Here is a 17,748-nt window from a genome sequence, read left to right as displayed (position 1 = left end):
GCACTATCGGTCACTGCTGTCTCGTTGCTCTTCATGACGGTGGTATCCACTCCCACTGCCGTTGCGGCACCGCCCGAACCGGCGTCACTGGCCGACGCTGTGGCACGCGATCTCGGGCTCAGCCCTCAGCAGTTTCTCGACCGCGCCGACGCAGCGCGCCGCTTGGCCGAGTTCACCGCCGCCGTCGGCCCGGCGGTCCGTGGCAATCTCGACGCGGCCGGGCTGCCGGTCGTCGCGGTCGCCGACGGACCGTCCCACGCGGATGTGGTCGACGCGGCGACGGCGGCCGGATTCGTGATCGACCCGGCTGTATTCGATCTCCCGGCCCCCGTCCTCGATGCCTTCGGTCCGCTCCTCGACCGGGTGCCGTTCGATCCCTCGCTCACCGCAGGGCCCATTCGTGCCAGTTCGTATCTCGGCGGCGACAGCTTTCTCGCCGGCACCCCGGCCGGGGCCGGTCTGCGTTGCTCACTGGGCTTCAATGCCGTCGATCCGACGCGTGGTGCCGTCAACATCACTGCAGGACACTGCGATCCGGGCGAGTCGAGCACCGGTTCAGCCGTCACGACGGGCGCGTACCCCATGTACGGCAGCCTCGTCGGCTCCAAGTTCGGCTCGTTCTATCGAACCAGCCGGGCGCACAACGACTATGCGCTCATCGACATCGACGACGGCAACACCGGGGAATTCGAGAGCAACGCGATGCGAGTTCCCGGGTCCGGCCCATTGTTGATCACCGGCACGGTGGATCCGGTCGTCGGCGCGCCGGTCTGCAAATCCGGAGCCACCACCGGATTCAGTTGCGGCACAATCCTGTCGACGGGCCAGCACGTCACCATGGGCGGCAATGTCCTGGACCGCAGCTTCTCCACGTCGATCTGCGCGCTGCGCGGCGACAGCGGTGGCCCCATCGTCAGTGGCACGCTCGCCGTGGGCATCGCGAACGCGTCGAACGTGGGCGATCAACCCTCGTGCGAGATCGCGACCGTCGTCAGCATGCTGCAGGGTCAGCGTCCGGAACTGTTCGCGACGCCGATCAACGACATTCTCGCCGAGAACCCGGGCCTGACGGTTCGTACGTCGTAGGCAGGCGGGTCAGTTCTGTTGTTCCAGCAGAACCGATCCCGACGGCGTGTCCTCCACGGCGGACGGTGTCCCGTCCGATTCGTACACCGACACCCAGTCCACATCCACGTTCGCGACGTCGGGTGTTCCCGCCAGGCCGCATTCTCCGACACCCCAGGATTCGAGCTTGGTGCAGGCGCCCGCCTGGGCCTGGATACCCAACCACATCGGCTTGTCCGGGATGGATGCTCCCAGTGGTGTTCGCGCCCAGACCTTTCCGTTGACCAGATACCTGATCTGCTCGGGGTCCCATTCCACTCCGACGGTCTGCCAGTCGTTGGTGTCCAACTGCAGATTCGCCTGTGAGAAGTGACGGTCTCCTTCTGGACCGCTCCAGTGCAGGAACGACGACATCGTCTGCCTGGTCCCGTCGGCGCTCTCGGCGATGTCGATCTCCGGTGGCCACACCTCGTCGGCGGGCCACAGCAGAATGTGGTAGCTGATCTCGTCGGATCGGTCCGCACGCATCCGCACATCCCACTTACCGTACGTCTGTGACACAGGCGAATTCGAGACGCCGCCGGTCACCCAGCGGCCGTCCTTCTGCTCGGCGCGCAGCCGCAGTGCGCCACCGGTGACCGAGGCCTGTTCGTACTCCCACCAACTGGCCGGGTCGCCTCCGGGTTGGCCGTAGTACGCACCCCAGTCGTCACCGAGATCGCACCGGTCGAAATCGTCGACGAAGGTCTGCCGCCACCCCGGTAGGTCCTCCCGGGGCACGGCTTCACCCGACATGACGTCGTCGGCCATGGGGTCGCACCGTTCGCTGCTGACCAACGCGGGTCCGGGTCCGCTCGACTGCGCACAGGACACCGTCGTCGCCACGACCAGCAGGGCCACCGACAGGCCGCGTCCGATTCTCACTCCCAGATCGCGATCTGTTGGAACCGCACGATCACGACGACTGCGGCCAGGAGCAACAACACGATCAGTGTCGCGGAGAGCACCACCGCGCGGTTGATGCGTCCGCTGCCGCCGCGCCTGATCGCACCGTCGGAGGGCACCTCGCGTTCGCGCAGTACCGACGAGACGATCAGCGCCGCGAACAGGGCACCGAATGCGAGGAAGCCGAGCCACAGATCGGTCATTTGAGCACCACCGGTGGGGTGGACGCATTCTGCAGAATGGTCAGGTCGGCGGTTTCGACAACCACGCGATACTCGTCGGATCCGACCAGCATGCCCAGCTGTTGGTCGACGACCGATTGCGAATATCCGTACTGCAGGTAGATCTGCGCCGACGATTGTCGAGTGGTGAACACGAAGTCCGGGTTCTCCTTTCGAACGCACCCGCTGAGATCGTCGAGGCACTCGAACGATTCCATGGTCGCCACTCTGACGTCGTCGAAGTAGCGTGCGGACACGAGCCCGGCCGCCGTTCCGATGACCATGATTTCCGAGCCCTGCGGAACCGACCGCATCAATGCGTCTCCGTATCGGATCTGATCCTCGTCGGTGTGCTCGAACGAGGTGTTCAACCCGCGAGTTGCCGTCAGTATCAAGGCAATTCCAAGGATTGCCGCGGTCGCGGCGACGGTGCGCGACCAGTGCCGCGGCTGGGCCGATCGACCCGTGAACCGTCGAATGATCGCGAAGGTGCGCACCAACGCGTCCGCGGCGTAGGGCGCGATGAACGGCGACGCCAGCACGAAGCACCGGATCACCACCTCACCGCCGTAGCTCTGCACCAGCACCAAACCGAAAGGCACCATGCAGAGCAAGCCGCCGATGAGCCACGTCTTGCGTCGGCGATAGGTCAGCCAACCGGCGAACGCGAACATCAGCAGCGCGCCCGACGCCGCCAACCGCAGATACTGCATCTTCTGGTACAGCGGATCGGCACCGATCCGGTCGCTGACGCCGCCCTGCACCGCGCCCGACACCTGACCCACATCGCCGAGCACGTACGCGAGGTGGCCCTTCCAGTAGTCGACGGCTCCGTAACTGAACCAGGCCACGAACAGCGCGACCGCGAACAGCCACAGCAGTCGGTACCGCGTGGTTCCGGTGAGTGAGAACAGGAACAGCGCCGCGATCAACACGATGGGCGTCAGCTGGTGAGTGATGACGATCGCCGCGATCAGGACGATCATCAGCGCCTCGATCGCGAGGGTGCGGCCGGCACCGACACCGGGGACCGTGCCCAGAGTTCGCCGCGGCACCGTGACGATCCACCGACGCCACGACCGCGGGGCCGACGGCAGGGGCGCACTGCGCAACTGCCACAGCAGCAAGGCGCAGATGGTCAGGTACAGCATGGTCGCCGTCGGCTGTGGCGCGAAGTAGTCCTGCTGGTACCAGTTGAACGACAGGTAGAGGATCACCGCGATCCACGCCACGCGCCTGCGCCCGGTCAGCGACAGCGCGATCGAGTACAGCGGCAACATGGTCACGCCGCCGTAGAAGAGCGGAGCCCACAGCAGCATCGGGGACAGGTCCGACAGCGCGCCGGCACCCGACATATGAGCTCCGGCAGAGAAGAATCCGGCCCAACTGAATCGCGCGTCCGACGGTGGTGGCAGACCCTGCAGAGACGCGATGATGTCGATCAGCCCGCGATGGGTGTACGCCGTCGGGATCGACGTGACGCCGTCGGCCAACGACACGTACATCGTGGTGAACATGATCAGAGCGAGACCGGCCGCGCCGAGTACCACCGGGTCGAGTCGGGCCCGCGACAGCGCCACGGCGATCACGGCCGCCACGATCACCAACGCGACGAGGTAGCTGAAGCCGATGTGGGTGATGACACCCAATGCCCCGGACGCCTGCGGCCTGAGCACCTTCGTCGCGTGAGCGAACAGCACGACGGCGACGGCCACCGCGCCCAGCAGTGCGTACCGGGTCACCACCGCAGTCCGGTCCGGGCGCGGTCGAGGCACCGCAGGCACCAACGTTCGCGACGCCCACAGAATGAGCGCGGCGGACACCGCACAGATGTAGAGCTGCACCGTCACCGGACGCAGATTCCCGGTGACGACCTCGGCCTGCGCGATGATCAGCATCGTCGCGAACGAAATCGAGACAGTCACCGAACCGACCAGTGCCGGCTGTCGGAGGCGCAGCAGCACCGCGATGGGTGCCCCGGGCAACAGCGTCACGGCGGCGACGACCACGGCTACCCGGAGCCCGTTGGGTACCGCACCCGCGTGATCGGATCCGGCGAGGATGGCCAGCACCGTCGACGCGATGGCGACCGCTGCGGCAGCGAACAGCAGCGCTTGCGCCCCGCGGTAGCTCGAGTCGGGGCGCGTCAGATCGGCTCGACCTACCGTGTCATCGGGTGCGTCGGCGGTGTCGGTTACCGTCATGAATTGATCCCGGAGCCGCGGACCATGATGGCCTTGACGTACAGGAACGGCCCGCACAGGTAGCCGTAGAGCTCGGTGAGCTTGAGGTCGCGAGGCATCGGCGGAGCCCCGTCCGCGAAGCGGTTCTCCTCGGGTGCGAGAAGCATGCGGAATGCGGTCGGGAGCCGGCCGAGCAGTGCGCGGGCCGGAGCTCCGCCGTCGAGGAAGAGTTTGGTGACGATGGCGGCCATTCCGCTTCCGTACCCGAACATCTGCTCGCGCAACGCTTCGTGATCGGCTCGATGATGATGGCCGACGACGGCCGTCGGGTCGTAGACGATCGTTCCCCCGCGAAGTACCGCCCGTCGGAAGAGCTCGAGGTCCTCACCGCCTTTGGTGGGCGTGCCCGGTCCGATCCTCTCGTCGAATCCCGCGAGCGAGTCGAAGGCAGTCTTTCGGAACGACATGTTGTTGCCGCTGCCCATCTCCCCGGCCGTGTAGGGGAACAGTGCTGCGGTGCCGCGTGCACCCAGTTCTTCGTCGATCGATCCGGTCGGCGCGAGGGTCCAGACCGTGCGCGTCGATCCCTTCTCGAACAGCCCCGATTCCTCGAACCACCGCTGCTGATCGGTCTCGACCGCCAGTCCGACGACCCGTCCGGTCACCCCGGCCACCACACCGTCTCGATCTGCCGAGTACACCTGCGCCACGGAAGCGAGCCACTGCGAATCCGGTTCGGCGTCGTCGTCGGTGAAGGCGATCACGCGGCCCGACGCGTGCCGGGCACCGGTGTTTCTGGCTCGCGAGACCCCGCGGCGCGGCTCACGCACGACGATGCAGCGGGGATCGTCGATCGACCTCAACGCGTCGTCCACCCGTCCCGACGTGGGTGCGTTGTCCACCACCACGATCTCCAGGGCCGGGTAGGACTGCGCGAGCACGGCCTCGACCGTGCCCGACAGCGACGGTCTGCCCACGGTTCCCACGACGACGGTGATGAGGTCGCCGTCGACGAACCGCTCTGCTGCGCGCAGCGGTTCCGGCGACCGCCTGGGTGCGAGGACCCAGCCGGCCCCGGCCAGGGTCGCGGTCGCAGTCGCGGCAAGAACGGCAACGCCGACCCGCTGCGGGGTGCGGCGGCGCGGGACGCCGGGGGCCATGTGGTCGAGCATCAAGAACTCCGATTCGGTACGAGCGTGTGCGTGCGGATGCCCCGACATCCGCACGGCTGGGTTGCGTCGTCGGCTCTGCTGCAGAGCCGATGCGTCACGTCATGTGATGCGCTTCTTCCCGATTGCTGAACTGTAGATGTCGGCGAAACGCTTCGCGCGATGTCGGGAATCGAACTGTCCGACGGCTTGCCCTCGCGCGGCCTCGGCGAGGGTGGCGGCCAGGCCGCGATCGGTCAGCATCCTGCACAATTGCCTGGCCAGCGAGTCGACGTCGCCGGTTCGGGCAACGAGGCCGGTTCGCTCGTGCGAGACGAAATCGACCAGGCCCCCGGTGTCGCTCACCACGACCGGCACCGAACAGGCCTGTGCCTCGAGGGCGATGAGCCCGAAGGGCTCGTCCTGTGACGGGCAGGCCAACACATCCACGGCACGCAACGTCGACGCCACCGCATCTGTGCGGCCCAGAAAACGATGCGCGCCGGGCAGCAACCGTTCCGCGGCCTGCTGCAACTCGACGAGGTAGCCACCGTCGTCCTCGCTGGGCGCGCCGACGATCGCCAGATGCGCGTCGACTCCGGACCGACGCACCCACGCCACGGCGTCGATCAGTACGTCGAGCTTCTTCTCGCGATCGATCCGGCCGACGGCTGCGATCAGTGGAGCATCGGGGTCGGCGGTCATGTCGGCCCGCAGAGCCGGGTCACCGGCACCCGGCGCGAAGGCCGTGGTGTCGATTCCCTGGTGCACCACGCTCACCCGTCCACGCGCACGCGTCGGGAGTTGCAGTGCTGCAGCTGTGCTGACGGCCACCGTGTGGGTTGCCGTTGTCGCGATCGCGGCGAGCAGCGTGCGCCCCGGCCCGGCGGGGACGATGTCGTGAAATTCGACGACGACCGGGGTGCGTGCGAGTCGGGACGCGAGAACCGCGTCGGGATGCAGCAGCAGATGGTTGGAATGTACGACGTCGAAGTCGCGGGCAGCTCGCCGAAGTTTCGACACCGTGCGTGCGCTCTTCGGTACCTGCGCCGCGAGCCCGCCGAGGGGATGCAGAGACTTCTCGCCCTGACGATGAATTCCGATGCGTTGCGGCAGGTCGAGTGGAAGGAACGACAGGCCGGCGGCACGCCACCACTGTTCGGTGTCGCTGCCACCGGGTGCGCCCAGCGTGACGTTCACGCCCAGAGGCTGTAATGCCAGCGCCACGTTTCGCAGACTGTGATCGGTTCCGCCCACCGATGTCGACAGCGAGACCGCGAGTACGTGCACTTCGCTGACTCCGTCCACAACTCCGGTTTCCTGTCCAATAGTTTGTTTGACTCCATTACATCGTACTCAGAGTTGGCTGGAATACCCATTTGAGTTCATACTGCTCCTGAGGCTTTCATAAACAAGAAGTAAAGCCGTCTATCGGAAGGGACCTACGCGATGAACGTGGTCTTTCCCTCGCACGTCACGGTTCACGAGACCGATGTCGCGCTTGCGGGTAACTGGACCGTGGTGGCTTTCGGTCCTGTCGATCATGGTGGCGTCGACGGGATCCGCCGGGCGCTACGCACGACGATGAGCATCGGCCCGGCCGCGCGAGTGGGCCTACGTCCAGATTCCGGCACCCGTCGCTGGCGATACGATCCCGACGCCCCGCTGAACGCCGTCCGGGAAGACTCCGCGATCACCGAGGACGACTACGACACCGCGATGTCGCAGCTACTGGCCACGCACGACCCCGCCGAGCCACTGTCCATCACGGTGCGCGGCGACCACGTGGTGTTCTACATGGATCACGGGCTCGGCGACGGTCAGATGATCATCAACCTCTCCCACACTTTGGCCGATCCCGACGCGCGCAACGGCATAGTGCCCCGCTGGGCGACATCAGCGCAGACGCGTCACCCGCTCGCCGTAGCGGCGATGCGCAGTTTCGGAACCGATCCCAGGCGAGTTGCCCGGCTACTGCGCTCGCGCGTTCTCCCGGGTATCAGCGTGTGCGGACGTAAGCATGCAGGCGGCGGGTCGGCCGGTCACGGGTCCACACAGACAGCATCTACACAGGCGGCGTCGACCGCCGCAGGCTCACCCGTCGAGGTGGTGGCCGCGGCCGCCACGATCGAGTGCACCCGAGAACTCGCGAGGTGGCGAGACGACCACCGACCCGGGCAGTCGATCTCGATCCTGTTCTTCGCCGCCCTCGATGCCGCACTGCGCGCCGAAGGACTGGCCGTCGACGATGTCGCCAAAGTGCTGTTCGACGTCCGCCGGTACCTACCACCCGAGCTGACAACCCTTGCGAACCTGTCGGCCGGTATCGACGTCTACCTCCCCGACACGACCGACACCGTTCTCCTGTCCCGCCAATGGCGACGAATCATCGACTGCGGGCACCCGATCGCAAACCTGATGCTGGTCGCACTTCGCTCGAAACTGGCCAGGTTGCGCTCCGCCCGCGCGACCGACACCCCGCCTCCCACCGCATCCGACACCATTCGTCTGGCCTTGTCCGACATGGGTCGGCATGGGCGATTGAACGACATCGCCTTCGTCGGCGAGACACAGGGCTCGTACCGAGTCATGGTGGCACCCGCGAGCCACGGACACATCACCCTGACGACCGCACGGCTACGCGACTCCATTCGCGTCGCCGCGTCGTTCCACTCGCACGTCGTCGATGCCGACACCATCCGACGGGCACTGCGCGCCGCCTGCTCGACGCCCATCGCATTCCTCGAAGCCGACGCATCGACCGCAGCCGTCGCCACCAATCCTGCTGCCTGACAACACAAAAGAACCCACGACCTCGACGAGATCGTGGGTTCTTTCGAAGAATGCGCTGTGACTACTTAGCCCAAGCCGAAGTTCCGGGGGCCGCATTCAGAGTGTTGAGAAGGTCGATGCCGGCAACGACCAGGGTCGGGCCACCTGCGATGACGGTACCGACGATCCCGCCGACGGTCGCGCCCAGCGGGACCGAAGCGAAGCCAACCGGTCCACCCAGGAATCCGAGTCCACCAGCGAGGGCACCGATAGCGGTTCCTGTGAATCCGCCGATTGCGGTGGCAATTCCGAGCTGCGACGAGAAGTTCTGCTGCGCCTTGAGGTTTTCCTCGGGCGAGGCGACAGTCGTCGCGCCGATGCTGCGCGAGTTGGCCGAGGCCTTCGTCAAGTCGAGCTGCGGCACCAGACGCAGGGTCTTGCCGTTGTCGTCGACGTTCTGCTCGTACGGGAAGTTCAGTCCGCCGAGGTTGAACGACAGCGGGAGGGTGACGAGTGTGTTGTCGGCGGCGTCGAGGACGTCGACGGTCTTGCCGTCGTCGGCAACCTTGAAGACGCCCGCATCGATGGTGGTGACGATGGTGCGGTCTTCGAGCTCGACGGAGTAGTTCGTGTCGGGGGTCGTGGCGCTGGTGTCGGGCTGCGCGTAGGCGGTTCCGCTGGCCAGACCCGTAGCAACTGCTACGAGAGCCGAGGTGACGACCAGTTTGCTGAGTTTCATGTGGTGTTGTGTTCCGTTTCTGTGCATGTGCTGCAGTGCTTTTGGCGGCAAACCGTCGAACGCGACATCACCCCGAATGACGTCCTCGCACCTCTGGTCCACAGGCAGTGTAAACCATCAATCAGACCGGTCGTTGTGCTACCGACCCTTTACCGTGTCCGAAAAGTTATGAACAATCACAACGCCCGAATCGGACAGAAAGATCGCACTTTCGTTCGGTTTAACCGGCCTTTTTCTTCCACGCCGCAGCCGTCGGTAAACCTCGGACATCGGGCCGATTCGGCCGGGTTAGGTCTGCCTTCTCGCAGGAGTCACAAGCCCGTACGCCTAACGTGATGCGGGCGACAACCTACTGACGAGTTCAGCCCACCCGTCGGACGGTCTCGTGCACGCAACCACCAGCGTCGCTCCAGGCGATTCTGACCTAAGTTACCCGTCGGTAGATTTCGCGATCTACTGGCAGGTAACATCGCTGTATTCCTCTCGACGGGCTGGACCCGCGGTAGCTGCTCCAGCTGCCACTGAACGAAAGGCCGCGACATGAACGCCCTGACGATCACGTTGGGCACAGTCGGTGCTCTGCTCAGCCTCGTGTGTTGGTACGCCTTCCTCGGCGGCGCACTGAGAATGTTCAAGACTGTCCGACTCGGCCAGCCTGCCCCCGATCGGTGGCGTCCCATCGTGCCGCGCTTCAAGCAGATGGTCGTCGAGTTCCTGGCCCACACCAAGATGGTCAAGTACCGCACCGTCGGCTGGGCGCACTGGCTGGTCATGATCGGCTTCATGCTGGGCGCGTTCGTCTGGTTCGAGGCCTACGGCCAGACGTTCAACCCCGAGTTCCACTGGCCCATCGTCGGCGATACCGCGGCGTACCACCTCATCGACGAGCTGCTCGGTCTCGGCACCGTCATCGGCATCACCACGCTGATCATCATTCGCCAGCTCAACCACCCGCGTAAGCCCGAGCGTCAGTCACGCTTCGCCGGCTCCGGGTTCAAGGCCGCCTACTTCGTCGAGGCTGTTGTCCTCATCGAGGGCCTGGGCATGGTGTTCGTCAAGGCAGGCAAGATCGCCACCTACGGACACGCGAACCCCTACACCGACTTCTTCACGATGCGCCTCGCCGAGCTGCTGCCCGCCAACTCCAACATGGTGTCGATCTTCGCCCTCATCAAATTGATGTCCGGCATGATCTGGCTCTACATCGTGGGCACCCGCATCAACTGGGGCGTCGCGTGGCACCGCTTCACCGCGTTCCCGAACATCTACTTCAAGCGTATGGACGACGGCACCGTCGCCCTCGGTGCCGCCAAGCCGATGATGTCCGGCGGCAAGGTCCTCGAGATGGAAGAGGCCGATCCCGACGTCGACGCGTTCGGTGCAGGCAAGATCGAAGACTTCAGCTGGAAGGGCTGGCTCGACTTCACCACCTGCACCGAGTGCGGCCGCTGCCAGTCGCAGTGCCCCGCCTGGAACACCGGCAAGCCCCTCTCCCCCAAGCTGCTGATCATGTCGCTGCGCGATCACAGCCACGCCAAGGCCCCGTACCTGCTGGCCGGCGGCAAGAAGGACATGGCGGGCGACGAGGTCGGACTCGTCGATGCCGAGGGCAACGTCGACCAGAAGGCGCTCGACGCCATTCCGCAGAATGCTCGCGACGAAGCCGATCGCAAGCTCGTCGCCGACGCCATCGAAGGCGGCATCATCGACCCCGAGGTGCTGTGGAGCTGCACCACCTGCGGTGCGTGCGTCGAGCAGTGCCCGGTCGACATCGAACACGTCGACCACATCATCGACATGCGCCGGTACCAGGTGCTGATCGAGTCCGAGTTCCCGTCCGAGCTCGCCGGCTTGTTCAAGAACCTGGAGAACAAGGGCAACCCGTGGGGCCAGAACTCCAAGGACCGCCTCAACTGGATCAACGAGATGGACTTCGACATCCCGGTCTTCGGCCAGGACGCCGATTCGTTCCAGGACTACGAGTACCTCTTCTGGGTCGGCTGCGCCGGTGCCTACGAGGACCGTGCCAAGAAGACCACGAAGGCAGTCGCCGAGCTGCTCGCCACCGCAGGCGTGAAGTTCATGGTGCTGGGCGCGGACGAGACCTGCACCGGCGACTCCGCTCGCCGCGCAGGCAACGAGTTCCTGTTCCAGCAGCTCGCGATGCAGAACATCGAAACACTGAACAACGTGTTCGACGGCGTCGAGCAGAGCAAGCGCAAGATCGTCGTCACCTGCGCCCACTGCTTCAACGCACTCGGCAACGAGTACCCGCAGGTCGGCGGGGACTACGAGGTGGTCCACCACACGCAGCTGCTCAACCGCCTCGTGCGCCAGAAGAAGCTGATCCCGGTGGCCTCGGTCAGCCAGGACATCACCTACCACGATCCGTGCTACCTCGGCCGTCACAACAAGGTGTACGACGCCCCGCGTGAGCTCATGGCCGCGTCGGGCTCCAACCTCAAGGAGATGCCGCGTCACGGTGAGCGGTCCATGTGCTGTGGTGCCGGTGGCGCTCGCATGTGGATGGAAGAGAACATCGGCAAGCGCATCAACATCGACCGGGTCGACGAAGCACTTGCGACCAACCCCAAGAAGATCGCCACGGGCTGCCCGTTCTGCCGCGTCATGCTCACCGACGGTGTCACCGCACGGCAGGAAGGCGGCGCACACGAGGGCGTCGAGGTTGTCGACGTCGCGCAGCTGATGCTCGAATCGATCACCCGCGTCGAGTCCTCGGTATTGGCCGAGAACATCAAGGTCATCCCCCGCGAGCAGACTCCCGAAGAGAAGCTGGCCACCGAAAAGGTCGCAGCCGTCGAAGAGAAGGGGCGCGTCGAGGAGATCGAGGTCGCAGCCGAAGGCGGCGATCCCGAAGCCGAGACGAAGAAGGCGCAGCCGGCCAAGGCTGCTGGTGGCCTGAAGATGAAGGGACTTGCGAAAGCTCCCGGAGCCAAGGCACCCGGTTCTGCGCCCGCCAACGCCGAAGCCGACAAGACGTCGGGGCACTCGGCCGATACTGCCGCGGACGCATCGAAGCCCAAGGGCCTCGGTTTGGCCGGCGGCAAGGCACCCGGTGGCAAGGGTCTGCAGATGAAGGGCAAGGCACCCGGCGCGAAGGCGGCTGCCCCGGCACCTGCCGACGCTCCCTCGGCAACCGAAGCACCTGCTCCCGCAGAGGCCACCGAGTCGACTCCAACCGTCAAGCCCAAGGGCCTGGCCGTGAAGTCCGGATTCAAGAAGCCCGGCGCGAAGGCACCCGGCAAGCCCGCCGATGCTGCTCCTGCGGCGTCGACACCCGCCCCGGAAGCGGCCGATGATGCAGCGGAATCACCTTCTGCTGCAACTGAATCCGTAGCCACAGAATCCAAGCCGACCGTCCAGCCCAAGGGTCTGGCCGTGAAGTCCGGATTCAAGAAGCCGGGAGCCAAGGCACCGGGCAAGCCTGCTACCGAAGCCCCTGCGTCCGAGGCTCCTACTGCTGAAGCACCGGCTACCGAGGCCACGGCGTCCGAGGCATCCGCCACCGAGGCTGCTGCAACGGAGCCTGCTGCAACCGAATCCGTAGCAGCAGAGTCCAAGCCGACCGTCCAGCCCAAGGGTCTGGCCGTGAAGTCCGGATTCAAGAAGCCGGGCGCGCGGACACCGGGTGCGGCCGCCGCTGCACCTGCGGCGACACCAGCCGAGCCGGCTGCAGCAGAGCCCGACAAGGCCGAGCCGACCCCGGAAGCCGACGCACCGGTCACCGAAGCGCCGGTCACCGAAGCACCAGAGGCCGAGGTACCGGACACAGAGGCTCCGAAGGCCGAAGCGTCGGACACTGCGGCCGAGACCACATCCAACGGTTCGGATGATCGCACCCCGCCCAAGCCGAAGGCCGGTGGACTCGGATTCGCTCCGGGTGCAAAGGTTCCGGGTCGCCGGAAGTAACCTCCCACCCTTGTTACCGATTGCGCGCCCCTGCTCACTTCAGAGCAGGGGCGCGCAATCGTCAGTAGAGGTGTGAAGTCCCCGCTGGACCCCCGCGGCGGTGGACGAATCGGACATCGTGAGTATGGTCGGAACCGAACTGCATACCCGAAGAAGTAGGAGCAGGCATGACCGACGACGCGGACAAGCTCTTTCGCCGCTACGACGAGTGGTGGACGGCGCTCTCGCCCGACGATCGAGCGCATGTCGAGAAGTGCTGCGAATCCGGCCGCACCGACGAACGCCTCTGTGCATTGGTGATCGAGCACAACGGCCCGTCGAAGGCGGCGTTCGAGGCGGGCAGCAAACTGTCCGTCGGCAACAGCAAGTACTGCGCGATCCCCAGCGCGCTGCTCGAATTTCTCGAGGCGAAGCGCGCACACCCACCACTCAGCTAGACGGTCGCCACAGCTCCAGTTCGGGGATTCCGGGTGGGGTGAATCCCATGACCTGCCCGTAGAACGACAGCTCCGATTCTCGGGCGTTCACCTGTGTTTCGAGTTTGCGGAATCCGTGGGACTCACCGGCGTACGTGAGGTAGGCGTGCGGTATCCCCTTCTCCACCATGGCGTCTCGGAATCGCTCGGCCTGCGAGGGCGGCACGATGGGATCGTCGAGACCCTGCAGCAGCAGTACCGGGCACGAGAGTCCGTCGACGTTGTTCACCGGCGCGCGGGTGCGATACAGATCGAGGGCCTCGGGTAGCGGCCCGATGAGCCCGTCGATGTAGCGGGACTCGAAATCGTGCGTCTCGGCGACGAACATCTCCAGTTCGGCGACGCCGAAGTACGAGGCACCGCAGGCGAATACGTCGGACGATGTGAGCGCGGCCAATACCGTCCAGCCACCTGCCGAACCACCTTCGATGGCCAGCCGGTTCGGGTCGGCGAGGCCGGCGTCGGCCAAGCCGCGAACTGCGGCGATGGTGTCTTCGACGTCGACCACGCCCCACTGTCCACGCAACCGGTTACGGTATTCGCGCCCGTACCCACTGGATCCGCCGTAGTTCACATCGACGACGCCGATGCCGCGGCTGGTGAAATACGCGAACACCGGGTTCAACGCCGGTGCCACGTGAGCCGTCGGACCGCCGTGCACGAACGCGACGTACGGCGGTAGTTCGCCGTCCAACCCCTCGTAGGACGGGTTACGTGGTGCGTACGCGATGGCATGCACTTCGCGATCCGGTCCTTGGAAGGTGACCTGACGCCCCGCGGGCAGGTATTCGACATCCGGTATCGATTCGAAACTCGAACGCACACTGCGTAATTCGTGGGTGGCCAGGTCGACTGCGAACAGTCCCGACGGCACCTGCGCACCGCCGCCTCGGAGCAGAACCGTCGATCCGAGCCGTCCCCCGAGCCCCACCGATGTCACTCCGTCGAGTTCGATGTCGTCGAGGGTGCCGGTGGCGGGGTCGAGAACGGCGAGCGTATCGGTCCCGACGGTGCGAACGGTCAGCAGCGTGCCGTCGTCGAGAACGTCGTACCAGCGGGCTCCGAGTTGCCAGAGCGGGGCACCGAAGTCTGCATCGAGGGTAGACACCGGCGTCGCTGCGCCGTCCAGCGTGACCGAATGCAGGTTCCACCAACCACTTCGGTCGCTGATGACGTACAGCGACTTGTCGTCGATCCATTCCGGCTGCAACACCGATTCCTCGGTCGAACCCGCCAATACAGTCCACGACGACGGATCCGCCAGCGATGCGACCCGCAGTTCTGTTCCGTCCCAGGGCATCTGCGGATGGTTCCAGGCGATCCACGCGATGCGGCTGCCGTCGGGTGAAAGCCTGGGGTAGGCAAGGAAATTCGATCCCGAGACCAGTGAGCGCACTCCGCCGCCGCCGAGGTCGATCGCGACGATGTCTCGGGTGACAGCTCCGGCGTCGTGCGTCTCGCGGACGGCGATCACGTCGGTACCGACCACCGACAGCTCCCCGTACCGAATGCTCGACGCCACAGCCGGGGCCGGGGTGAGCGGTAGTGGTGCGTCGCCGGGGGTGAGTCGGTAGATGCGCTGATCGGAGAATTCGGCGAACACCAGATCCCCGTTCGGCGTTGCCGTCCATGCGCCGCCGCCGTATTCGTGAACGCGGGTACGAGCATTGAACGGTGCCGGCAGGATTGCCTCGACCTGTCCGTCGACGTGGCGGCAGATCGCGGTTCGGCCCTGTTCGGTGGGCCGCACCTCGGACCACCAGATCTCGTGTCCGACGAATCGTCCACCCTCGACGGGGTGGCCGGCCGACGACAGGTCGGCTGCGGTGATGGGCGAGGGCCAGGATCCGTACGCGAGAGCGGTCACCTGCTCCACCCTAGTGAACTCCACACGCACGTAACGCGCTGTTCATCGCACCTTCAACCGCGACACAGATGATGGTGGGACGCAGCACGAGGGAGAGATCATGCGCCGGACCACCACCCACTCCGTCGACCACGAGATTCTGACGTTCGGTCGTACCTGGCACGGGTACGGCGGCGGCAGTGCCGAGGACATCTATGTGGCGTTCGGGGTAGATGCGTCCACCTACTTCCGGCGACTAGAGCGCATCCTCGAATCCCCGGTGGCCGACGACCTCACTGCGAGCGAGCGAGCCGCGATGCTCGATATCTGCCGGCACCGCACCGACGGTCAGGGCTAGACCGGAGTCAGCAGCTCGGGGCTGTTGTTCTTCACACTGTTCACCGCGGTACTCACCTCGTAGGGCTCGAGCCGTGGCTCCGGTATCGCGGCCAGCAGCTCGGACACCTCGCTCAGGTCCGTGAGCGTCGGATCCAGCCAACTCGCCCGCAGATCGGGGGGCAGCACAACCGGTGATCGATCGTGGATGTGCCCGAGGGCGTCCGCAGCAGGCGAGGTGAGCACGGTGGCCGACCAGACCCAGCGGTCCTCGTCGTCGTCGGCCTTGGTGGGGTCTCGCCACAGTTCGTACAGACCCGCCATCGCCAGCACGCCCTGCTCGTGCAGGAAGTACGGCACTTTGGCACCGTCGCGCTTTTCCCACTCGTAGTACCCGTCGGCCGGAATGATGCAGCGCCGACGGCTTGCGGCCTTCTTGAACGACGGCTTCTCGGTGATCGTTTCGGACCTGGCGTTGATGAGCCGGGACCCGATCTTCGCGTCCTTCGCCCACGACGGAATCAATCCCCATCGCACCGAACGCAATTGGCGCACGGCGTCGGACTCGGGTTCGTCCTTGGGCGCGCGTTCGAGCACCGTCCTGATGGTCTGGGTCGGGGCGACGTTGTACGACGGCGGCACCTCGTCGCCCACTGTCTCGGCGATCTCGAAGACCGCCTGCAGGTCGCTGTCACTCCGGGTACTGGCATACCGTCCGCACATGGAACGAGATTGTTCCACCTGCCACCGACACGGCCCAGTGAAACAGCGGTGCCCGAACGACAACCTCGTGGATTCCCACGGCACTCACCTGGCACGATGTGATGGGTGAGCACTCCGCAGATCCACCCACAGCCGCGTTATCGCACGTTGCAGCAGTCGACCAAGCTGCAGAACGTGCTGTACGAGATCCGCGGACCGGTACACGCGCATGCGGCCCGGCTCGAGGCCGAGGGCCATCGCATCCTGAAGCTCAACATCGGCAATCCGGCCCCGTTCGGCTTCGAGGCGCCGGACGTGATCGTGCGAGACATGATCGCGGCGCTACCGGTGGCTCAGGGCTACTCGGAGTCGAAGGGAATCCTGTCGGCTCGACGTGCCATCGTGACGCGCTACGAGCTCGAACCGGGCTTCCCCGATCTGGACGTCGACGACATCTACCTCGGTAACGGCGTCTCCGAGCTCATCACGATGACGATGCAAGCGCTGTTGGACGACGGCGACGAGGTCTTGATCCCGGCCCCGGACTACCCGCTGTGGACGGCGATGACGACGCTGTCCGGCGGCAAGGCGGTGCACTACATGTGCGACGAGGAGAACGGGTGGAATCCCGATCTCGCCGACATCGAGTCGAAGATCACTCCGAAGACCGTCGCGCTGCTGGTGATCAATCCCAACAATCCGACGGGTGCGGTGTACTCCAAGGAGGTCCTGCAGGGCATCGTCGATCTGGCGCGCAAGCATCAGCTGCTGTTGCTCGCCGACGAGATCTACGACCGGATTCTCTACGACGACGCCGAGCACACCTCGCTGGCGAGCCTGGCTCCGGATCTGCTGTGCCTGACGTACAACGGTCTGTCCAAGGCGTATCGCGTGGCCGGCTACCGTGCCGGATGGCTCGCGATCACCGGCCCGAAGAAGCACGCCGCGGGGTTCATCGAAGGTATCGACCTGCTCGCGTCGACGCGTCTGTGTCCCAATGTGCCTGCCCAGCACGCCATTCAGGTTGCTCTGGGTGGGTATCAGAGCATCGAGGATCTGATCCTGCCCGGAGGACGGCTGCTCGAGCAGCGCGATGTCGCGTGGGAGAAGCTCAACGCCATTCATGGGGTCTCGTGCGTCAAGCCGCGCGGTGCGCTGTACGCATTCCCGCGACTCGATCCCGAGGTGCACGAGATCTACGACGACGAGAAGCTCGTACAGGACCTGCTGCTGCAGGAGAAGATCCTGGTTGTTCAGGGCACCGGATTCAACTGGCCCGGGCACGATCACGTGCGGATCGTGACGCTGCCGTGGGCCCGCGATCTGGCCGTCGCGATCGAGAGGTTCGGCAACTTCCTGTCCTCGTACAAACAGTGAGGCTCGAA

Annotated in this window: 14 protein-coding genes; 6 read left to right on the top strand and 8 right to left on the bottom strand. The window is 65.4% G+C overall.

All coding sequences use genetic code 11. From position 1 onward, the window contains the following. Positions 1–33 precede the first annotated feature (33 nt). On the top strand, positions 34–1,086 hold the full coding sequence (locus CH262_RS21225; protein ID WP_179275076.1) for a S1 family peptidase: 1,053 nt from the start codon (positions 34–36) through the stop codon (positions 1,084–1,086). A 9-nt stretch (positions 1,087–1,095) separates the two neighbouring features. Here the strand turns inward: CH262_RS21225 and CH262_RS21220 are convergent, their stop codons facing one another. The 5 genes from CH262_RS21220 to CH262_RS21205 all read right to left on the bottom strand — a co-directional run bounded on the left by CH262_RS21220 (position 1,096) and on the right by CH262_RS21205 (position 6,870). Then, the gene (locus CH262_RS21220) at positions 1,096–1,989 is read right to left on the bottom strand and encodes a glycoside hydrolase family 16 protein (RefSeq protein ID WP_179275075.1); all 894 of its coding nucleotides are present in this window, start codon (positions 1,987–1,989) and stop codon (positions 1,096–1,098) included. Then, on the bottom strand, positions 1,986–2,213 hold the full coding sequence (locus CH262_RS27805; protein ID WP_179275074.1) for a hypothetical protein: 228 nt from the start codon (positions 2,211–2,213) through the stop codon (positions 1,986–1,988). Before CH262_RS27805 ends, CH262_RS21220 begins: the two co-directional genes overlap by 4 nt. Beyond that, positions 2,210–4,435 carry a serine/threonine protein kinase gene (locus CH262_RS21215; protein WP_094718382.1) on the bottom strand — a complete coding sequence of 742 codons (2,226 nt, stop codon included), beginning with the start codon at positions 4,433–4,435 and terminating at the stop codon, positions 2,210–2,212. The genes CH262_RS27805 and CH262_RS21215 overlap by 4 nt, the downstream gene beginning before the upstream one ends. Continuing rightward, entirely contained in the window at positions 4,432–5,586 is a 1,155-nt protein-coding gene (locus CH262_RS21210; protein ID WP_179275073.1) for a glycosyltransferase family 2 protein, read from the bottom strand. The genes CH262_RS21215 and CH262_RS21210 overlap by 4 nt, the downstream gene beginning before the upstream one ends. Positions 5,587–5,685: 99 nt before the next feature. Beyond that, the gene (locus CH262_RS21205; protein ID WP_094718380.1) at positions 5,686–6,870 is read right to left on the bottom strand and encodes a glycosyltransferase family 4 protein; all 1,185 of its coding nucleotides are present in this window, start codon (positions 6,868–6,870) and stop codon (positions 5,686–5,688) included. 141 nt (positions 6,871–7,011) lie between these two features. Here CH262_RS21205 and CH262_RS21200 point away from each other — a divergent pair, with 141 nt between their 5' ends. Beyond that, positions 7,012–8,355 (top strand): hypothetical protein, encoded by a 1,344-nt coding sequence (locus tag CH262_RS21200; RefSeq protein ID WP_094718379.1) that lies wholly within the window; start codon positions 7,012–7,014, stop codon positions 8,353–8,355. A gap of 61 nt (positions 8,356–8,416) precedes the next feature. On the opposite strand, the gene CH262_RS21195 is transcribed toward CH262_RS21200, so the two are convergent. Beyond that, a complete protein-coding gene (locus CH262_RS21195; RefSeq protein WP_032375162.1) occupies positions 8,417–9,073 on the bottom strand; it encodes a hypothetical protein in 657 nt (218 codons plus the stop codon). A gap of 540 nt (positions 9,074–9,613) precedes the next feature. Between CH262_RS21195 and CH262_RS21190 the strand changes: the two genes are divergently transcribed. Together CH262_RS21190 and CH262_RS21185 are read left to right on the top strand one after the other, a co-directional pair. Further along, entirely contained in the window at positions 9,614–13,003 is a 3,390-nt protein-coding gene (locus CH262_RS21190) for a (Fe-S)-binding protein (protein WP_094718378.1), read from the top strand. Positions 13,004–13,170: 167 nt separating this feature from the next. Then, positions 13,171–13,440, top strand: a complete 270-nt coding sequence (locus CH262_RS21185; RefSeq protein ID WP_027495639.1) for a hypothetical protein — start codon at positions 13,171–13,173, stop codon at positions 13,438–13,440. Here CH262_RS21185 and CH262_RS21180 read toward each other — a convergent pair. Then, a complete protein-coding gene (locus tag CH262_RS21180; RefSeq protein ID WP_094718459.1) occupies positions 13,433–15,346 on the bottom strand; it encodes a dipeptidyl-peptidase 5 in 1,914 nt (637 codons plus the stop codon). The two genes, CH262_RS21185 and CH262_RS21180, sit on opposite strands and share 8 nt — an antisense overlap. A 100-nt stretch (positions 15,347–15,446) precedes the next feature. Here CH262_RS21180 and CH262_RS21175 point away from each other — a divergent pair, with 100 nt between their 5' ends. Next, positions 15,447–15,683, top strand: coding sequence for a DUF3263 domain-containing protein (locus tag CH262_RS21175; RefSeq protein WP_027495637.1), 237 nt, complete (start codon positions 15,447–15,449; stop codon positions 15,681–15,683). Here CH262_RS21175 and CH262_RS21170 read toward each other — a convergent pair. After that, complete coding sequence (locus tag CH262_RS21170) at positions 15,680–16,384, bottom strand: SOS response-associated peptidase (protein WP_094718377.1); 705 nt, start codon at positions 16,382–16,384, stop codon at positions 15,680–15,682. The two genes, CH262_RS21175 and CH262_RS21170, sit on opposite strands and share 4 nt — an antisense overlap. A gap of 105 nt (positions 16,385–16,489) precedes the next feature. On the opposite strand from CH262_RS21170, the gene CH262_RS21165 reads away from it, so the two are divergent. Further along, positions 16,490–17,740, top strand: a complete 1,251-nt coding sequence (locus CH262_RS21165; RefSeq protein ID WP_027495635.1) for a pyridoxal phosphate-dependent aminotransferase — start codon at positions 16,490–16,492, stop codon at positions 17,738–17,740. The last annotated feature ends 8 nt before the right edge of the window (positions 17,741–17,748 follow it).

Source organism: Rhodococcus sp. 05-2255-1e (assembly GCF_002259025.1).
In the GTDB taxonomy this organism is placed as follows: domain Bacteria; phylum Actinomycetota; class Actinomycetes; order Mycobacteriales; family Mycobacteriaceae; genus Rhodococcoides; species Rhodococcoides fascians.
This window is presented reverse-complemented; position numbering and strand designations above follow the sequence as displayed.